Consider the following 17,539-nt stretch of genomic DNA (forward strand, 5'->3'; position numbering starts at 1 on the left):
ATTATCATAGTGCTTTCCAGAACTTCTGAAAATCCTTATACCGTCCGTAGCACACTAACTGGTCGCCGGCTTGTATCTGGTCATTTTCCGGCAGTTCGTTCAGTACATTGTGTTCCACATACGAGACGCCCAGGCAATTCTTCAAAGTCTTGGCACGTTTCAAGGCGAGCATCTTCAGGCCAAACTCCTTATCGAGATTCAATTCATTGGCATAATAGCCAATGAACTTGTCCGGAACGGTGAACTTGACTACATAATAATCCGGTGCCACGCGGAATGTCTCCATATCGGCACCGAATTCCAGCAACTGTACCAGTCCGCGTGCGGCATCCTCCTCGGGAGTAAGAATGCGTTCCAGCTCAAAAGCCTCGAGTACGGAACGGTGGACAGCGTCAATGGCGCGGGCATAGATATGCTGCACCTTCTTCTGCTTCAGCAAAGCCACTACACGGATGGATGCACCGAAATTCTCGCCGATGGCAACAATCACCACATCCACACTGTTCAGCGGCAATACGGACAAGGCCTGCTCGTCCGTAGCGTCGATGACAAAGGCTGTGGCAATCTTTTCCTTCAGACTATCCACCCGGCCGACGCTCACGTCCGCACCTATCACTTCGTGCCCCAGTGCAGAAAGCTCTTCTGCCAGCACGTGACCATAATTCCCTAAACCGATAATAATATACTTCATCTTATTTAATTGATTATAATCTGACCACTCGGATACTGATACTTCGTATGCTTCTTCTGCTTGATGATGCCAAGCATCAGCGTAATTAGTCCCACACGCCCCACAAACATCAGCAGTGCCACCAGCAGCTTGCTGTCGTCTCCCAACCGCGGGGTAAGGTTCAAACTGGACCCCACCGTGCTCAATGCCGACACACACTCGAAGGTAATGGCCAAAAGCGACGTACCCGGCTCCAGAATGCTGATGATGAAAATAAACAGCAACAAGACGCCGAACGACATCACCACCGTGGCATTGGAACGACGGATAGAATCGTGTGACAGCTCACGGCCAAACACCTCTACCCGTTCCGTGCCGCGCAACACAGCCACCAGATTCAGCACCACTACCGCAAAGGCATTTACCTTGATACCGCCTGCCGTAGACTGTGAACCGCCTCCCACCCACATCAGAGACAGATATATAAGCAATGTCTGTACCCCCAAGCCTGCCAAGTCCACACTGGTAAAGCCTGCCGTACGGGGACACGTGGCATTGAAAAACGCCTGCGTCCACTTGTCTGCCACCGACATGCCGGCGAAGGAGGCATTCCACTCAAAGACAGCAATGCCCACCGTGCCCAGTACCAGCAGCAGGAAGGTGACTATCAGTACAATCTTTGTATTCAGGTTGTACAGATGGTAAAAACGCTTGCCGTCCCAATGCCACGTACGCAGAAAGTGCCACAGACGACGCAGATGGTAAAGAATAATATCCTTGAAATTCACCAGTATGGGGAAACCGATACCCCCCAAAATAATCAGCAGAGATATATAGATGAAGAACGGATTGTGCCCCGTCATCACCAACGGATTACCCAGATTTCCGGGCAACGTGGAGAATCCCGCATTGCAGAAAGCGGAAATGGCATGAAAAGCGGAAAAGGCCAGCTCTTCTTGAAGGTCCATCCCCATCGTCCCGTGGATGTCTCCCCAGATAGCAAGCATCCCTATTCCTTCAATCACCAGCGTAAAGGCCAGAATATAGACCAGGGTGGAGAGCAAGGAATTCAAGGAATTGGAACTCACCATGTCGCGCACCACCAACTGATTGTACAACGAGGTATTACCCATGAAGAACATGGCAAAGAAGCTCGTCAGTGTCATCACTCCCAGACCGCCTATCTGAATCAGCAGAATGATTACCACAAAACCGGTCGGGGTAAAAGTGGACGCCACATCGACAGACGTCAGCCCCGTGACGCACACCGCACTGGTGGATATGAACAGCGAGTCGACCCACGATATGCCGTTCGTCGTGCAGCGCGGCAACATCAACAGCCCCGTGCCTATCATTATGATTATCAGGAAACTTGCAGCCAGAATAAGCGAAGGGTTCGTACGCCGCCCCAACAACCGTACCAGCCCGTTGGAAAGGCTGAAAAAGGAAAACACCAGCAGCAGGACAAGATGATAGGCCTTGCCATGCAGAAATTCCCAGAACTGCAAGATGGCGCCCTCCTCCTCCGGACGATGGAAAATGACCGGGATAAGGGTCAGATAGAGCAGAATGGTCAGTATCCAGGTGAGCTTACTGAAGGTGCGCCGGGTATCCTTGTATTCCAGCAAAATGCGAAGGGTGACATCTACCAGAAAAACAATCCACACCCCATGGTACAAGCGTTGGAGCTGATGCGCCTCGACCTCTGAAATCGTAAAGCCATGCTCATAGACCACGCCGACAATCAGCAGGATGGAGGCCAAATAAGTGATGGAAGTCATTACTCCCACTGTCATCCGTACGTAAGGGTGAATCCATTTATTTTGATACAAAAGGAATTTATGATAAATCTTCATAAATGCATCGATTAATGAAACGCGGCAAACTTAGACAAATATACCTTGATATACAAAAAACAAAAGGAAAAAGAAATTGGTTCAAAAATAATAGCTACATTTGGGCATTGAATTATTAATAATTTTAACCACTATGAGCAACAAAAAGAAAAGATTCATTCTCCCGGAAGAGGAAATCCCACAGTACTGGTATAACATACAAGCCGATATGGTGAACAAGCCCATGCCACCGCTTCACCCCGGCACCAAGCAACCGCTGAAAGCAGAAGACTTGTATCCTATCTTTGCCGAGGAACTCTGCCGCCAGGAACTGAATCAGACCGACACGTGGATTGAAATCCCCGAAGAGGTCCGCGAAATGTACAAATACTACCGCAGCACTCCGCTGGTGCGCGCTTATGGATTGGAGAAAGCGCTCGGCACACCGGCACATATCTACTTCAAGAACGAGAGCGTCAGCCCGATGGGCTCGCACAAGCTGAACTCCGCCATCCCGCAGGCATACTATTGCAAGCAGGAGGGAGTGACTAACGTGACCACCGAAACCGGTGCCGGACAATGGGGAGCTTCCCTGGCATATGCCGCCCGCCTCTTCGGACTGGAAGCCGCTGTCTATCAGGTAAAAATCAGTTACGAGCAAAAGCCCTACCGCCGCAGCATCATGCAGACATTCGGTGCGCAGGTTACCCCGTCTCCCTCCATGTCTACCCGCGCCGGAAAAGATATACTGACCGCCCATCCCAACTATCAGGGCTCGCTGGGAACAGCCATTTCCGAAGCTATAGAGCTGGCACAGACCACTCCCAACTGCAAATATACCCTCGGCTCCGTATTGAGCCACGTGGCCCTGCACCAGACCGTCATCGGACTGGAAGCCGAAAAGCAGATGGAAATGGCGGGTGAATATCCCGACACCGTCATCGCCTGCTTCGGAGGAGGTTCCAACTTTGGCGGTATCGCCTTCCCCTTCATGCGCCACAACATCCTCGAAGGAAAGAAAACACGCTTTGTCGCCGCCGAACCTGCCTCATGTCCGAAGCTGACACGCGGCAAATTCCAATACGACTTCGGCGACGAGGCCGGATACACTCCGTTGCTGCCCATGTTTACACTGGGACACAACTTTGCCCCTGCCAATATCCATGCCGGCGGCCTACGCTATCACGGTGCAGGTGTCATCGTATCACAACTGCTGAAAGACGGTTATATGGAAGCGGTGGACATCAAGCAGCTCGAATCATTCGACGCCGGTTGTCTGTTTGCGCAAGCAGAGGGCATCATCCCCGCCCCCGAGTCCTGCCATGCCATTGCCGCCACCATCCGCGAAGCGAACAAATGCAAGGAAACGGGTGAAGAGAAGGTGATTCTGTTCAACCTTTCCGGTCACGGACTTATCGACATGGCATCCTACGACAAGTATTTGTCCGGCGATTTAGTGAATTACGAGCTGACGGATGCCGACATCCAGAAGAATCTGGACGAGATAGGCAATCTGGCTTAATAGATATTCGCCATACTGACAAGCGGTTCATAGAGTTTCTCTATGTCCTGCGAGTCCATCTCAATCTGTACCTGGTCCCCCGGAATCAAACGAGTTCCTGCGGGGACCAAGTTTTTTCCATCCCGATGCACATTGATAATGACGCAACGCTCCGGCAGGGAAAGTTCGTCCACCAGTTTCCCATCCAGATAAGAGTCCGTCATAATCTCCACCGAAAGCGTATAGCGCTTCTCCTCCTTAAAATAAGGAGCATGAATCATATCTTCATAGAGGGAGACATTGGAAGGCTTCATTTGCAGCAGTTCCGTAAAATAGTAAGTCAGCCCGCCTACCACCACCGAAGGGTAAAAGACCTCAAAATGCCCCGTAATCTCCGTAATCAGCACAATGGCCGTGAGCGGTGTACGGACCACGGCTACCAAAAATGCCGACATGGAAATAAGCATGACATAACTGACATTCTCTTGCCCGATAATGCCATACCTCACTCCTACCAGACCGACAATCTGCCCCAACAACCCTCCCGTAACCAGCGTCGGAATGAAACTGCCGCCCGGCAATCCGGAAGAGACAGAGAAAACTGAAAAGACAAAATGCAACAACATGACGGCCGTCACCCACATAATCTGCGTACTGCCGTTCTGTGCCTGGGCCAGCAGAAACTGCTCCCCGCCTCCGGTCAGATTGACCTGCATCAGCGAAATGATGTAGGCCACCAGCACCAGATAGAACATCTTGACATACGCCGGAGAATTGACTTTGGCATACACATGCCTGAAAGCATTCATGGTGGAGGAGTAGAACTTCCCGCATACGGAGACAATCACCGCCAATATCAAGAAATACTTCATCTGGACAAAGAAGGCGAAAACCGGTTCCGTTACTTCTATCAGATGGTAAGGATTCACGGGAAAGACCATGCTTGCCACGGCTCCTGCCACAACACCCGCCAGCAAGGTAGTGATGGCCGTCTTAGGGGCATCGAAGCGTTCAATGGATTCTATTACAATGAGCGAGGAAGCCAGTGGCGCTGCAAAAGCCGCAGCGAGCCCCGCTCCCGCCCCGGCTGCCAGCAACTGTTTCTGTTCGCCTTTCAGGATATGGGTCCAGCGAGATACCAGGCTACCCACATAAGAGCCTATCTGCACGGAAGGCCCTTCGCGTCCCAAAGACAGCCCCGCCGAGAAGGACAGAATGCCCCCTACAAACTTGGATACCATCTCGATGAAAGGATGCCGGTAAGTGATGCGCCCGTTAATCACGCCGCGTGTCTGCGGAATACCTCCCCCACCGATAAGCGGCATTTTCCCCACGAGCCACATGACGAAGACGAGAATGCCCCAAGAAAACAGAAAGAGTGGAATGTGCCAGTACCAGGCCGGATGCGAAGCGAAGAAACCACTGCGGAGGTGGAACAGATAATAGAGAAGATAGTGATAGGGTACAGCGACCAGTCCCGTCAGCAAACCGACGAACATGCTGACGAAATACAGCCGGGCATCCACCAGCTTCAACTTCCAGATGTGCCAGCCGCGTACTGTTTTCCAGTTCTTGACCCTCGTCCAAAGACGTTCTGCCTTATCCCATAGTTCCATAACAAAACAACTCCCGTTAACTTGCGCTTTACAACAACAAGCAACGGGAGTTGTTTTATACAGAAACATTATTTACCAAAATCTGTTCTTTGCAGGATTATACTCAAATCCCACGAGCTTCAATTTTCGTACAATGTCCTCTTTCTCTACGTTCATATCCTCGCAGAGCGCGTCCAGCGAAGGATAGAAATCACGCAGTTTCATGTTGATGAAGCTGTACAGCATCACCGGGTCCTCAGGTAATCTCATAGTTACAATCTTTAAATTTAAACTAATACCGGGGACAAAATTACAATAAAAAAACAAAATAGAGATAATTTTAGTGTGGAATATACAACCTACCCACCGCAAACGATTGAGGGCCATGTTTACGGAGCTTCCGTCTGCTCTATCTTCAGGGAGACCTTCTCGATAATCTTGCCAAGCTCCTCTTCCAGCGGAATCACATTAAAGTCGCCCCAGAAATCGGCATCATACTTGAAGTCGGTTTCAGAGAAGACGGTATGCACCGGCAGCCGTTCCGCACGCGGGAAGCGCGTCACGTTCTCCCCGTCAATCCGGCAGGTCACCATCTCGAACCAGGTATACAGAGTGGGATTACTGAAGAGCATGCGTTTTCTCTTCATCTTGAAGTAAAGGTCGCCACGGATGTGGTGGACATAATAGGTACCGTTCCAGGGTTTGTATGAGACGGTATAGACAAGTTTCTCCGTTGTCAGCCTGATTTTCGGAGCCTGGCGTATCACGAAAAGCCGTGTGGCGGCCTTCACATACCGGGGATGAATCTCGAAGCGGGCACGCAGCAAGGCGCTGTTCTCCGAGTCTATATAGAGTTCTCCGCAGAACAAAGGCTCCTTTACCCCACGTTTCTGCTCAAAATAGACGACGTTGGCAGTACGGTCGTCCACCGATACGATGTCGCCCGAAGTATAGGTATAAAGTTCCTCGCCGGATTCCAGCAAGAGGAAGTCTGGAAGATTCTTCATGATGTCCAACTGCAGACATGCTTCCACCCCGGAGCTGATTTTGGCAAGCACACTGTCCGTCTGCTCCCGGTTATCTATCTTGCTCATCTTGAGCAGTTTCACCTGGTCTTTCTGTCCGGGTTCCATCGTCGGTGATTTGTAGACCTTGAAAACGGCCTCCGTCAGGCTCTGGAACTTGTTCTTCAGTTGTACACCTTCCCGGTAGAAGGTGGTCAGATAGACCGGAGAAGTGGAGCAGTTCCTATCCCGGTGCTCTATCATCTCGCGAAGCAGCTTTTTAGGCTCCACCAAGCGGATAAGCACTTCTTGTAAGGAAATGACTTTCGGCTCAAGGCTCAGAACATTGCTGCGTCCTTCCAAAGCAGAGGCTTCCACCGTTTGCCCCACATAACCCAGATGGGAGAAGGAGAGCATGCAGCGCCTCAACGAGTCGGGCAGGTTGAGCCGGAATTCACCGTTCTGGTTGGTAATGTTACCCAGTGAGGTTCCTTGTGCGATGACCGACGCACTGACGACGGGCTCTCCCGTCTCCTTGTCCAACAGGATTCCGGCAATGGTGGAATACGCCGGTCGGGGCGGCAGGAGTACCGTTTCTTCCATACTCTTCCTTTCTGCCGCCCGTGTTATCAATATATGGTTGCCTAATACCTTCAATTCGAGGTTCCGACTGCCGGTTATCCTATGAATGGCCTGTCTCACGGAACACTCCTGCTTCCTGACCCTCACTACTGAGTCGTTATGGATGACCTTGCTGTCATAGATAAACAGATAGCCGGACTGCTCCGAGACTTTCCCCAACAGCGCATAAACCGTTCCCTTCATTCCGGGCAGCCGGACGATGCGGTCCAGCACATCGCCTCCGTCCGCTCTTGCACTGCCTGCCAGGAAGAAAATGAAGAGTGGCAAATGGAGAATGAAGCATTTCATTGAATTCATTGTTCCGACAATATCAGTCTATTGCCCTGACGTGTACACTTCAAGTCGAACGTCCAGCATATCAGCTCGGCCACAGACTCCGGGGAGTTATTCGAAAATTCGACCGTCAGCCGCCGTTTGCCCAGGGTTGGCGACGCGGCTTCTATCTGCCAGCCGGCAGACTCCTTATTGATGGCACGCAGCACATCCTCCAGGCACTCGTCCTTGAAACGGATGTTGCTGGTGTAGCGGTCAAAGAGCTCCGGATTCTCCGTCTCGCTGACGAGCAGACTGCCCCCCTGCAAGATAACCGTTTCTCCCGCCTCTACAAAGACCGTCTGTTCCTCTTGTTTCAGCAGCACCTTCACCTTCCCGCGCTTCACGGACAAGCTGAAGGGGAGCCCTTCATTGCTCCTGACATTGAAAGCCGTGCCCAGTACCTCCACACGCACCCTCGCCGTCTCAATCGTAAAAGCCTGCTCGGGTTTCTTTGCCACATCGAAGAAGGCTTCACCCTGCAGGTTCACTTCCCGCTTGTCTTCCGCAAAATGTTCGGGATACTTCAGCGTGCTTTCCTGCGCCAGATATACCACCGAACCGTCTTCAAGGGTCTTGACCAGTGTGGGCTTCTCCCGGTTCTCCTCCGTCAGCAAGCTACGACTGTCCCCACCTTGTTCCGGTACGGCCCACCATGCGGCAAAACATACGATTCCGGCAATCACGGCTGCCGCAACGCTCCCCCACTTGAGGTAAAGCCTGCGGTGCATTGCCGGAGCATGTTCCGCATCTGCCGGCAGCAGGCAGTCCGTTTCGAAGCGGGCATAAAGCCGTACCCATGCCTCGTCGGTCCTTGTCTTCTTTTTATCTACTTCCATCATTGTGTCCGGATATAATTATCAATTTCATTTCGTAAGGTTCGGAGTACCTTGGTCATTTCCGCTTCCACCGTCTTGACGGACAACGAAAGCGACAAGGCAATCTCTGCATATTTCTTCCCCTCCATGCGGTGCATCCTGAAAATCTGCTGCCGGCGCCGGGGCTGCTTGTCGAGCGTATGCCGGATGAGAGTCCGTAGTTCCTCGTACTCCAAATGCGCGTGGGGGTCGGACGAATAGCCCGGCCCGGACTCCGTACGGACAGATGCCCGATAGCGCTCCTTGACCTCCTGATGCTCACAAAACTGCACGGCTTCATTCCTCACAGAACGGTAGAGATAGCTTTTCACGGACTGGAATACTTGTAACCGCTCCCGGTTCTTCCACAGCACGTAGAACAGCTCCTCCACAATTTCCTCGGCAGACGCCGTATCCCCCGTGATGCCCGCAGCATACCAGCAAAGAGGGGAATAATACCGGCGGAAGATTCCTTCGAACGCCTTTATATCGCCCTCCTTTATTCTGGCCAGTATCATCAGTTCGTCCAGCATACACGGTGTTTTTTCTCGGTTGCTCCAAATATAAGGAAAACTATCAGATAATCAATTGGATTGTTTCCGCAATTTGCTGACTGCATTCTCCAGGGATTCCGTAGGTTCTATGATATTGTAGTTCCTCCAGAAGTCTTCGTTCCAGTACTCATCCACCAGGTCGTAGAATACCTGCTTCCGTTTGAAGGTGTTCTTGTTGGAGATGCCGGAGAGAGGGCTTTCCGTCCTGTCGGTCACCACCATTTCAGAGAAAGCGGTGTAGCTGGAGGAGAACAGCCTTTTTTTCCAGTCGCATTTAAAGCGGATGACATTCCGTATATAGTTCAGGTAAGTCTTGGCCCCCTGCTGCTTGTAGGTCACCAGATAGGTGACTTCCTGCGGGCGGAACCGTAAGCCGACGGGCTTCTTATGCAGAATGGCCTCCACTGCCTTCACCCGATTTGCCATGTCCAGGCCAAACTCGGCACGTGTAAAGGAAAGCCGTTCGTAGTCTATATACAGTTTCCCGATGAACAAGGCATACATCAGGCTGACCCGCGGACGGAAGCTGACCACATACTGCATGCGGTTATCCAAATTGACGGGGTCCTCCATACGGAATTCATAATAGTCCAGATTGTCCGTGCTCAACAGCGCATCGCCATTCTTCACAATGTCCAGATAAAGGGACAAATTGGGACCTCCCACCACTTTCACAGCCAGCGTGTCACTCTGCTTTTGGCTCAGCAGGCGGCGGCCTTTCAGCAGCTGCACCTTGTCGCGGTCTACATCGCGGGAGTTATAATCCGTCTTATAGACATCCATCACTGCCTCGGACACGCTGATATAGCGGCGGCGCTTCTGCACGGTTTCCCGATAGAAGGCGGTCAGCATGTTGTCATTGCCAGAATAATTTACTGGAATTTTCTTGATGGCCTCTTCCACTATGACGCGGGGATTATTGCCATAGACCACAATCTCGCTCAAAAGATTGGGGGCCGGTATCATCCAGATGGTCAGCTCGCCCGTTTTTTCAAGTTCTTCCAGAGAGAGGTGTGTAGTGAGATAGCCGATATGGGAGACTTCCAGTCCACGGAAAGCTTCCGCTTCCGCTACTTTCAAGGAGAATGTGCCGTCGGCATTGGTCACCGTTCCGATATTGTTGCCGACAACAGAGACGTTCACGTTTTCGAGTTTCTTCCTGCTGTCCTTGTTCTTGACCGTACCGGTGATGACGAGCTCGTTCACTGCCGCGTCCTGCGCCATCAACGGGGTGATACCCGAAGATAAGAATGCAAACAAACACCCAAGTGTAAATCCTACAAAGTTTTTCATAAGGCATGTTTTTAAGGGGTTTCTATTAATAAGAGCGGTGAGGAAGATAAAACCCTATAGAATGGAGAGAAAAATACAAAAAAAGTAGCACGTTGATAATCAGAGAGAAATTTTGCCAAGACATTGCCATAGGTTTGGCAAAACTTTGCCATGCCTATGGCAAAAGTTTGCCAACGCGGTGGCAAAGTCTTGCCAATAGTAAGGCAAAAACTTGTCAAGCTGTCGGCAATAGCTTAGTTGAATTGTTGGGGCTTCCGCTGGCTCAGAATAACGTAGATGATGACCGGCGCACCGATAATGGGCGTGACGGCATTCAAGGGAATAATACCCGCTTCGCCGGGCAAGACGCAAATCAGATTGCAAAGCAGTGCCACTGCACCGCCACTCAGGATGGTGACCGGCAATAGGGAATTGTGATTGGCTGTCCCCAATATCATGCGGGCCACATGCGGCACGGCCAGGCCAATAAAGGCGACCGGACCACAGAAAGCGGTGGTGACAGCCGTCAAGAGCCCGGTGATAATCAAAAGCCAGTTGCGCACACGGCGGATATTGACACCTAGATTTTCGGCATAGCGCTCTCCCAGCAACAAGGCGTTCAGGGACTTTATCAACAATAATGAGCCGAACAGTCCCACAATGGTGACCAGCGCAAAGGCCGGCATCTGCTGTAGGGAAACTCCACCGAAGTTGCCCAGCCCCCATATCATATAGGACTGCACCCCCTCTGCCGTAGCAAAGAAGTTCAGCAGGGCAATGGCCGAAGAAGCGATGTAGCCTATCATGATACCCGTTATCAGCAGCATGATATTGCTCTTTATCAGCGTGGAAAAGAAAAGGATAAGTGCCATAATCAGCATGGCTCCGATAAATGCGCCAAGCAGTACGGAGAAGAAGCCGGACAGACTGAACGCCCCTGCCGTGATGCTGCCGCCAAACAGCAACATGACGAAGGCCACTCCCAGACTTGCCCCGGCGTTGATGCCCAGAATGGATGGTCCTGCCAGCGGATTCTTGAAAGCCGTCTGCAACATCAGTCCACAGACAGCCAATGCGCCACCGCAAAGCAGCGCCGTCAGCGCTTGGGGCAAACGGGATTCCCAAAGAATGAAGCTCCAGCTTGCCTTCTCCCCCTCTCCACCGAGCAGGATACGGAAAACATCGGCAGGCGGAATCGAAACCGACCCCACCAGCAGATTGCCCGCAAAAAGCAATAAGATTACTACTCCCAACCCGATACCATATTTCCAGCCTTTACTCATAGTTACATTATTTAGCACACAGAGACATGGAGGCACAGAGTTTTCTATTACTTTCACAAAAGTTCCGTATCTCTGTGTTCATCACTCCTTCAGTCTGCAAAAATAGCGCAAGCCTCCCAAATCTCCTATTTCGGGATGCAGAATCTGTATCAGATCGGATAACAAATAATCGGGACGGAACGGAGTCTCCTCGTAGAAAGGAACTTTTGCCGTATTACAACCATAGACATTCCGGGTCTTGAAAGCCTTAAAACCGGTGTAGCCGATATAATCCGCCTCCAAATCAGCATAGCTCATGTCGCGGTCGCGGTTGAACTTCACCAGCCAGACGTCGGCATCGCCCGCCTTGTCGAAAACGGTCTCGAAAGCCAGAGGAACAGAGCCGCTGTGGGTATCGTCGGCAAAGGCGTAACGCCCGCAAGCATCCTGAAAAAGCCTTCCTATGGTGCTACGCCCTCCCGGTACGTACCATGCCGAGCCACTTTTCAACTCACTGACAACGGAGAACGAGGTGGATGAAAGTTGCGCACGCATCTTGAGGCGTTGGTAACAACTGTCCACTTCAGCAAAAAGGCTGTCGGCTTGTGGCGCAACCCCGAAGAGCAGTCCGTAGAAACGCATCCACTCGGCACGTCCCAAAGCGGAGGTTTCCATGTAGTCGGCACATTCGATGATGGGAATATCCAGTTTCTCGATACGGCCATAACCGCCACTGTTCTCGAACGGAGACAGAAGGATGGCATCGGGATGCAGGTCGATGATGCGCTCCATATCGGGATTCATACCGTCGCCACAATCGGCGATGGCACCCCGGCGGCAGGCTTCGTGCACGGCGGGTAGTTTGATGTACTTCAAGTCACAGACACCGCCGATGCTACCAAACACACCCAGATTATCCATCAGTCCGCAGTGGACGGAAGAGTAGATGACTGATTTGGAGAGTGGGGTACGTACCACAGTACCTGCCGGAAGATGTGCCGGAAGTTCGCGGTCTTTCGGGACCAGTATATAGGTATGTAGCGTGTGCAACGTATCCCAAGGATTGCGCAAGGTGGCAAGGGTATAGCCGGGATAGGACACTAAGGTAAGATTCTCCGCATAACGTAAGGGAATGGTGTCACCGTTGACCAAAACAGAGGCAGTCTTGCCCCTTCCCCCACAGGAGAAAAGAAGCAAGACTGCGAATATACTGATAAAAAAGCAGCCTCTTTTCATTGATATTAATTAAAGAAGATAGCGGAATTAGGATTGATGCCTCCTGCATCGAACTTCTCGATAAATGTACCGTCTTTCTTGAAACGGTAGATGGTACCGTTCGTTGTGAACTCGGAAGTACCGATATAAATATCACCGTTATTTTCGTTTACTTCCAACATGTACAACGTGCTTGAAGCAAGTTCGGCAGGGGCGTCTTTGAGGAAAGAAGCATTATTCATCTGCCCGGTCTTGATGTTATAAGTAAAGAAAGTGTTGACTGTTGTATATGGTTCAGTATTCCAGTCCGTCATTGAATTCACCAGATATAAGATATCATCAGCAGCACACATACGGGTGGCACTGCCTAATTCCGTCACCTTATTGTTGGCAGCAGGATCTATCATCTGCAATGAATAGCCGACATCGCCATAATTGCCCCATGAAATCAAAAAGACTTTATCATCCTCTTCAATCAAAGCATTGGGGTTCAAACCTACCGTCAACTGCTCTTTCAGCTTGAAAGTGCGCAAATCTATCACCTTTACGTCAGTGTGCCGAGTGCTCCAATCAGCAGTACAGCTATTCGCCACATACAGCATATCCTCGCAGATTGCCACACCTTCCAGATTGTCACCAAGTCCGGTCAATTTATCCACTACCTCCAACGTTTTCGCATTGATTTTAGCCACAGCTCCTCCGTAGAAGGAAGCATAGATATATCCATCCTCAGCGTCTATATAGCGAATACCAGCACTGAGGTCATTATCATCTACAAACGAAACACGTTTCAACTCCACACCTGCAGCATTCAGCTTGGTCAGATAATTGGAACCGCTTACAGCTATATATATTTCATCTTCATACTCAATCATGCTCTGACCAAGGTCACCCAACTTGGCATTGTTTTGGGTCTTGTAGATATCACTGATAAAATCCGCATCCTTATTGGGTGCATAAAAGGCAAGTCCTGCATTGTTGGCTCCTTGAGAGCCTTCGTTCAGAATATAGACACGCGTCTGCGGCAGTGTCACCTTCGACCCGCCGTCATCCAGAGAATCGTCATCGTCGTCACTACAAGATGCCAAAGAGGCACCCAAAGCAAGCATGCAGAGCATACCGAATAATAAACTTCTTACTTTCATAATCACAGTTGTTATTGTTTATAATTAGTTTTTGTTGTTCATAAATAGATTATTCAAAACTTGAAAGTACCCGTCAACCGCCACGAACGGCCCGGCATAGGATAATATTTTATCACGTCATACTGCTCATCGGTCAGATTTATAATCTCGGCCTGCAACAGAAGCCGGCAACCGCCCAAAACAAACTCATGAGAGAGGCTCATCGTATGCTCCAGATAGCCCTCAATCTCATTCTCCGGAATGTTCTGCGACAAATAGTAACGCTTTCCCACTCCTACCGCCGAGTAGCCCACATTCACCCACGGCGTTTCTACAATGGCGGACGCGTTTCCGCTATGAAGAGGAGTATAAGGCAATTGGTCCTTATAGTTCTTCGCGTCGGAATCGGTCAGGTCAATGGCCTTTTGCCATGTATATCCGCCCGACATAATCAGTCTTATTTTCTCCGTCAATGGAACGGTTGCCGCCAAAGTGGCATCCACACCTGCGGCATGCACCTTGCCGTAGTTCGCCATCTTCCACGCATAGGTGGTGGGAAAAGCCACAATCTTATCCGTCACATTATTATAGTAACCGTCAAGCGTAACGGAGATATAATCGAACACAGACAATCCGGATTTGCTCCATGTGATGCCGACATTATATTCGTCTGCCTTCTCGGGTCGCAGATTGCGGTTGCCCAGCCGGTAATAATAGAGGTCGTTGAAAGTGGGCAGACGGAACGTACTCTTATACATCAACCGGAAATACAGCGACTCGTCCTGCCAAGGCTGCATACTGACTGATAAAGAGGGGGCAAAACGATGGAAGTCATCGGGGACCGTACCTTTCTCGGCATGCTCCGAAGTGGCGGTATGCACCAGCGAGGTCGTGGCCGTGAGCCATCCTTGCCGGTAGCGTGCATTGAAGGCACTGATGGAAGTATATCTTGTGGGGAAAGGACATTCCGGCAAACTGTTGCGCAACTTGTTTATCACCCCGTCCTGCGCCAACGAAAGGGTCAAAGCTTCCAAAGGACGGTAGAGAACGGTCGCGGAAATATAATATTCGTCTTGCCGGTGATTTTCCCGATAATATCCGTCGGTATATTCCTTACCCTCATCCTTATATTTGTTCCAGCCATGATTATACTTTGCTTGTGCCTGCAGACTCCATCGGGGCGAAAAATGCTTCCTATAACGTGCCTGCACAAAAGTATTCTCATCCCAAAGCGTTTCATCGGAAAGGGGATTATAGAGCGTAACCGCCCCTGGAAGTCCCCGACGGGAATAGAAGTAGTAACCCTTCACATCCAGTTCACTGTCATCCTTGAAAGTATGATAAAGGGTAGCTTCGCCCTGCCAGGAATAGATGCCGGTGTTGTTACGTTTCTCTTCCGTCACGTATTTTCCATTGACCAGCGTGAAAGGGTAATTACCGTCCGCCCTCATATAAGCGGCATCTACCGCCACGCGTGTACGGCTGCCCAGTTTCTGCCACCAGCGCAACGAGGGGCTGACCATGCCGAACGACCCTCCGCGCACCCGTGCCTGAAAAGCGGCATTGCGCCCGTCATCAAAATGAGGTTTTTCCGTCTCTATGCCCAGCACACCGGCCGACGCATACAAGCGGGCGGACTGCAACAAGTCCTCCGACTGCCCGATGGCGAGCGAAAGCATGGAAACATTGTCCAGCGAAAAACGCCCGATATCTATCTGCCCCGCCTGACAATTGCTCACCGCCACCCCGTCATAACTGACAGCTGTATGGGCTGCTCCCATATTGCGTATGGAAACCGTTTTCAGTCCTCCAATACCTCCATAGTCCTTTACATTGGCTCCGGCAAAACGGCGCACAGCATCTGCCATATTCTGTATTCCCAGCTGGCTGATATCCTGCCGTGACATCGTCTGTATGGGTACGGCAGAAGTCACTTTATTGGGCGACCTGCGTGCTGTCACTGTCACTTTCTCTATCTGATGCACTTTCCCTGTAATCGTATCTCCTCCCACCTCCTGGGCAGAGAGCCGGAATATACTTGCACCCACTGAAACAGCACAGACCAGTAGTACCTTAGTCCTTCCTGACATAGAATAAATGAAGATTATCTTAAACCATTTGCGCACTGCCCACTTTCCTCGAATGGACAATTTTTCGACTTTGTTTTGCAGGTCTTCTGACTCGTTCCCGGTACATCGCCTTCCCGTTCTTTCCGAAGAACAGTGGCACAAGTATGATACACCGAGCATGGAACTCACAGCAGCGGGACTGTTCGGGACTTTCACCCGATTCCCTTTTCATCCGCTTCTCCGGATAGAGAACGCGGAACAAAACGTGGACAAAGATAGGATAAATAAAAGAAGTTTCAGTAAACAATAAAACGAATATTACCGTTTTAACAGTCATTTTTCTAACTTTGTAACATAATAACCCCAAAATCGAGTTGCCATGAAATATAAATTATTGGTTCTTGATGTAGATGGAACGCTACTCAATGATGAAAGAGAAATCAGTAAAAGGACATTAGCTGCTCTGCTAAAGGTCCAGCAGATGGGAGTGCGCATAGTTTTGGCATCCGGTAGGCCGACTTATGGACTGATGCCACTGGCCAAAACCCTCGAACTCGGCAATTATGGAGGGTTTGTTCTCTCCTATAATGGTTGCCAGATAATAAAAGCACAGAACGGAGAAATATTGTTTGAACGACGCATCAATCCGGAAATGCTGCCTTATCTGGAAAAGAAAGCCCGCAAGAACGGCTTTGCCATCTTCACCTACCACGATGATACCCTCATTACGGATAGTCCGGACAATGAATATATAAAGAATGAAGCCCTGCTAAACAATTTGAAGATAATCAGGGAAGATGAATTCTCTACTGCCATAGACTTCGCGCCTTGCAAGTGCATGCTGGTGAGTGATAAGGAAAAAGCTCTGATAGGGCTGGAACAACATTGGGAAAAACGCCTGGCAGGTACTTTGGATGCTTTCCGTTCCGAGCCTTACTTTTTAGAGGTGGTGCCCTGCGGAGTCAATAAAGCGAATACGTTAGGCGCCCTATTAGAGCATTTGGGAGTAACACGGGAAGAAGTCATTGCCGTTGGAGATGGCGTATGCGATGTGACCATGCTCCAATTGGCCGGCATGGGGGTAGCTATGGGACATTCACAAGATTCTGTAAAGGTCTGTGCAGACTATGTGACTGCATCGAATGAAGAAGATGGAGTGGCCCTGGCCGTAGAAAAACTAATATTGGCAGAAGTGCGTGCAGCAGAGGTGCCTCTTGATTTACTGAACGAACGGGCACGACACGCATTGATGGGAAACTTGGGCATTCAATACACATACGCTTCGGATGAGCGCGTAGAAGCAACCATGCCGGTCGACTACCGTACCCGCCAACCCTTCGGCATTCTGCATGGCGGTGCCACCCTTGCCTTGGCAGAAACCGTTGCCGGGCTCGGCTCCATGATTATCTGCGAACCTGATGAGATTGTCGTGGGAATGCAAGTCAGCGGAAATCATATTTCTTCTGCACACGAAGGAGATACCGTAAGGGCAGTAGGCACTATCCTGCACAAAGGACGCTCATCCCATATATGGAATGTGGACGTATTTACTTCCACCAATAAACTGGTTTCCTCTATACGGGTAGTGAATAGTGTGATAAAGAAAAGATAAAATAATAAAAAAACG

At 50.4% G+C, this 17,539-nt stretch carries 14 protein-coding genes and 1 riboswitch; of the genes, 2 read left to right on the plus strand and 12 right to left on the minus strand.

What is annotated here, in order from left to right; translation table 11 throughout:
* Window positions 1-4: 4 nt before the first annotated feature.
* Complete coding sequence (locus EYA81_RS02925; protein WP_131225345.1) at window positions 5-691, minus strand: TrkA family potassium uptake protein; 687 nt, start codon at window positions 689-691, stop codon at window positions 5-7.
* Window positions 692-696: 5 nt separating this feature from the next.
* Entirely contained in the window at window positions 697-2,526 is a 1,830-nt protein-coding gene (locus EYA81_RS02930) for a TrkH family potassium uptake protein (RefSeq protein ID WP_131225346.1), read from the minus strand.
* A gap of 133 nt (window positions 2,527-2,659) precedes the next feature.
* On the opposite strand from EYA81_RS02930, the gene EYA81_RS02935 reads away from it, so the two are divergent.
* Window positions 2,660-4,027, plus strand: a complete 1,368-nt coding sequence (locus EYA81_RS02935) for a TrpB-like pyridoxal phosphate-dependent enzyme (RefSeq protein ID WP_005831725.1) — start codon at window positions 2,660-2,662, stop codon at window positions 4,025-4,027.
* Here EYA81_RS02935 and EYA81_RS02940 read toward each other — a convergent pair.
* The 10 genes from EYA81_RS02940 to EYA81_RS02985 all read right to left on the minus strand — a co-directional run bounded on the left by EYA81_RS02940 (window position 4,024) and on the right by EYA81_RS02985 (window position 15,933).
* Window positions 4,024-5,622, minus strand: coding sequence for a ClC family H(+)/Cl(-) exchange transporter (locus EYA81_RS02940; protein ID WP_131225347.1), 1,599 nt, complete (start codon window positions 5,620-5,622; stop codon window positions 4,024-4,026). The genes EYA81_RS02935 and EYA81_RS02940 overlap by 4 nt on opposite strands.
* A 72-nt stretch (window positions 5,623-5,694) precedes the next feature.
* Window positions 5,695-5,871: a DUF4250 domain-containing protein gene (locus EYA81_RS02945; protein WP_005832662.1), complete on the minus strand. Its 177-nt coding sequence runs from the start codon at window positions 5,869-5,871 to the stop codon at window positions 5,695-5,697.
* Between the two features lie 119 nt (window positions 5,872-5,990).
* Window positions 5,991-7,544, minus strand: coding sequence for a carboxypeptidase-like regulatory domain-containing protein (locus EYA81_RS02950; RefSeq protein ID WP_131225348.1), 1,554 nt, complete (start codon window positions 7,542-7,544; stop codon window positions 5,991-5,993).
* Window positions 7,541-8,401, minus strand: a complete 861-nt coding sequence (locus tag EYA81_RS02955; protein WP_009038153.1) for a FecR family protein — start codon at window positions 8,399-8,401, stop codon at window positions 7,541-7,543. Before EYA81_RS02955 ends, EYA81_RS02950 begins: the two co-directional genes overlap by 4 nt.
* Window positions 8,398-8,949 carry an RNA polymerase sigma-70 factor gene (locus tag EYA81_RS02960; protein WP_005831734.1) on the minus strand — a complete coding sequence of 184 codons (552 nt, stop codon included), beginning with the start codon at window positions 8,947-8,949 and terminating at the stop codon, window positions 8,398-8,400. The genes EYA81_RS02955 and EYA81_RS02960 overlap by 4 nt, the downstream gene beginning before the upstream one ends.
* 51 nt (window positions 8,950-9,000) lie before the next feature.
* Complete coding sequence (locus EYA81_RS02965; protein ID WP_009038151.1) at window positions 9,001-10,263, minus strand: carboxypeptidase-like regulatory domain-containing protein; 1,263 nt, start codon at window positions 10,261-10,263, stop codon at window positions 9,001-9,003.
* A 233-nt stretch (window positions 10,264-10,496) separates the two neighbouring features.
* Window positions 10,497-11,525, minus strand: a complete 1,029-nt coding sequence (locus tag EYA81_RS02970) for an iron ABC transporter permease (RefSeq protein WP_117887667.1) — start codon at window positions 11,523-11,525, stop codon at window positions 10,497-10,499.
* Between the two features lie 81 nt (window positions 11,526-11,606).
* The gene (locus tag EYA81_RS02975; RefSeq protein WP_131225349.1) at window positions 11,607-12,740 is read right to left on the minus strand and encodes an ABC transporter substrate-binding protein; all 1,134 of its coding nucleotides are present in this window, start codon (window positions 12,738-12,740) and stop codon (window positions 11,607-11,609) included.
* A 5-nt stretch (window positions 12,741-12,745) separates the two neighbouring features.
* Complete coding sequence (locus tag EYA81_RS02980; RefSeq protein WP_117966856.1) at window positions 12,746-13,864, minus strand: YncE family protein; 1,119 nt, start codon at window positions 13,862-13,864, stop codon at window positions 12,746-12,748.
* A 53-nt stretch (window positions 13,865-13,917) separates the two neighbouring features.
* Window positions 13,918-15,933, minus strand: a complete 2,016-nt coding sequence (locus tag EYA81_RS02985) for a TonB-dependent siderophore receptor (protein ID WP_131225350.1) — start codon at window positions 15,931-15,933, stop codon at window positions 13,918-13,920.
* A gap of 58 nt (window positions 15,934-15,991) precedes the next feature.
* Window positions 15,992-16,191: riboswitch (cobalamin riboswitch) on the minus strand.
* A 100-nt stretch (window positions 16,192-16,291) separates the two neighbouring features.
* Here EYA81_RS02985 and EYA81_RS02990 point away from each other — a divergent pair.
* Window positions 16,292-17,524 (plus strand): Cof-type HAD-IIB family hydrolase, encoded by a 1,233-nt coding sequence (locus EYA81_RS02990; protein ID WP_131225351.1) that lies wholly within the window; start codon window positions 16,292-16,294, stop codon window positions 17,522-17,524.
* The last annotated feature ends 15 nt before the right edge of the window (window positions 17,525-17,539 follow it).

This window comes from Bacteroides sp. A1C1 (assembly GCF_004328515.1).
GTDB classification, from domain to species: Bacteria; Bacteroidota; Bacteroidia; order Bacteroidales; family Bacteroidaceae; genus Bacteroides; species Bacteroides uniformis.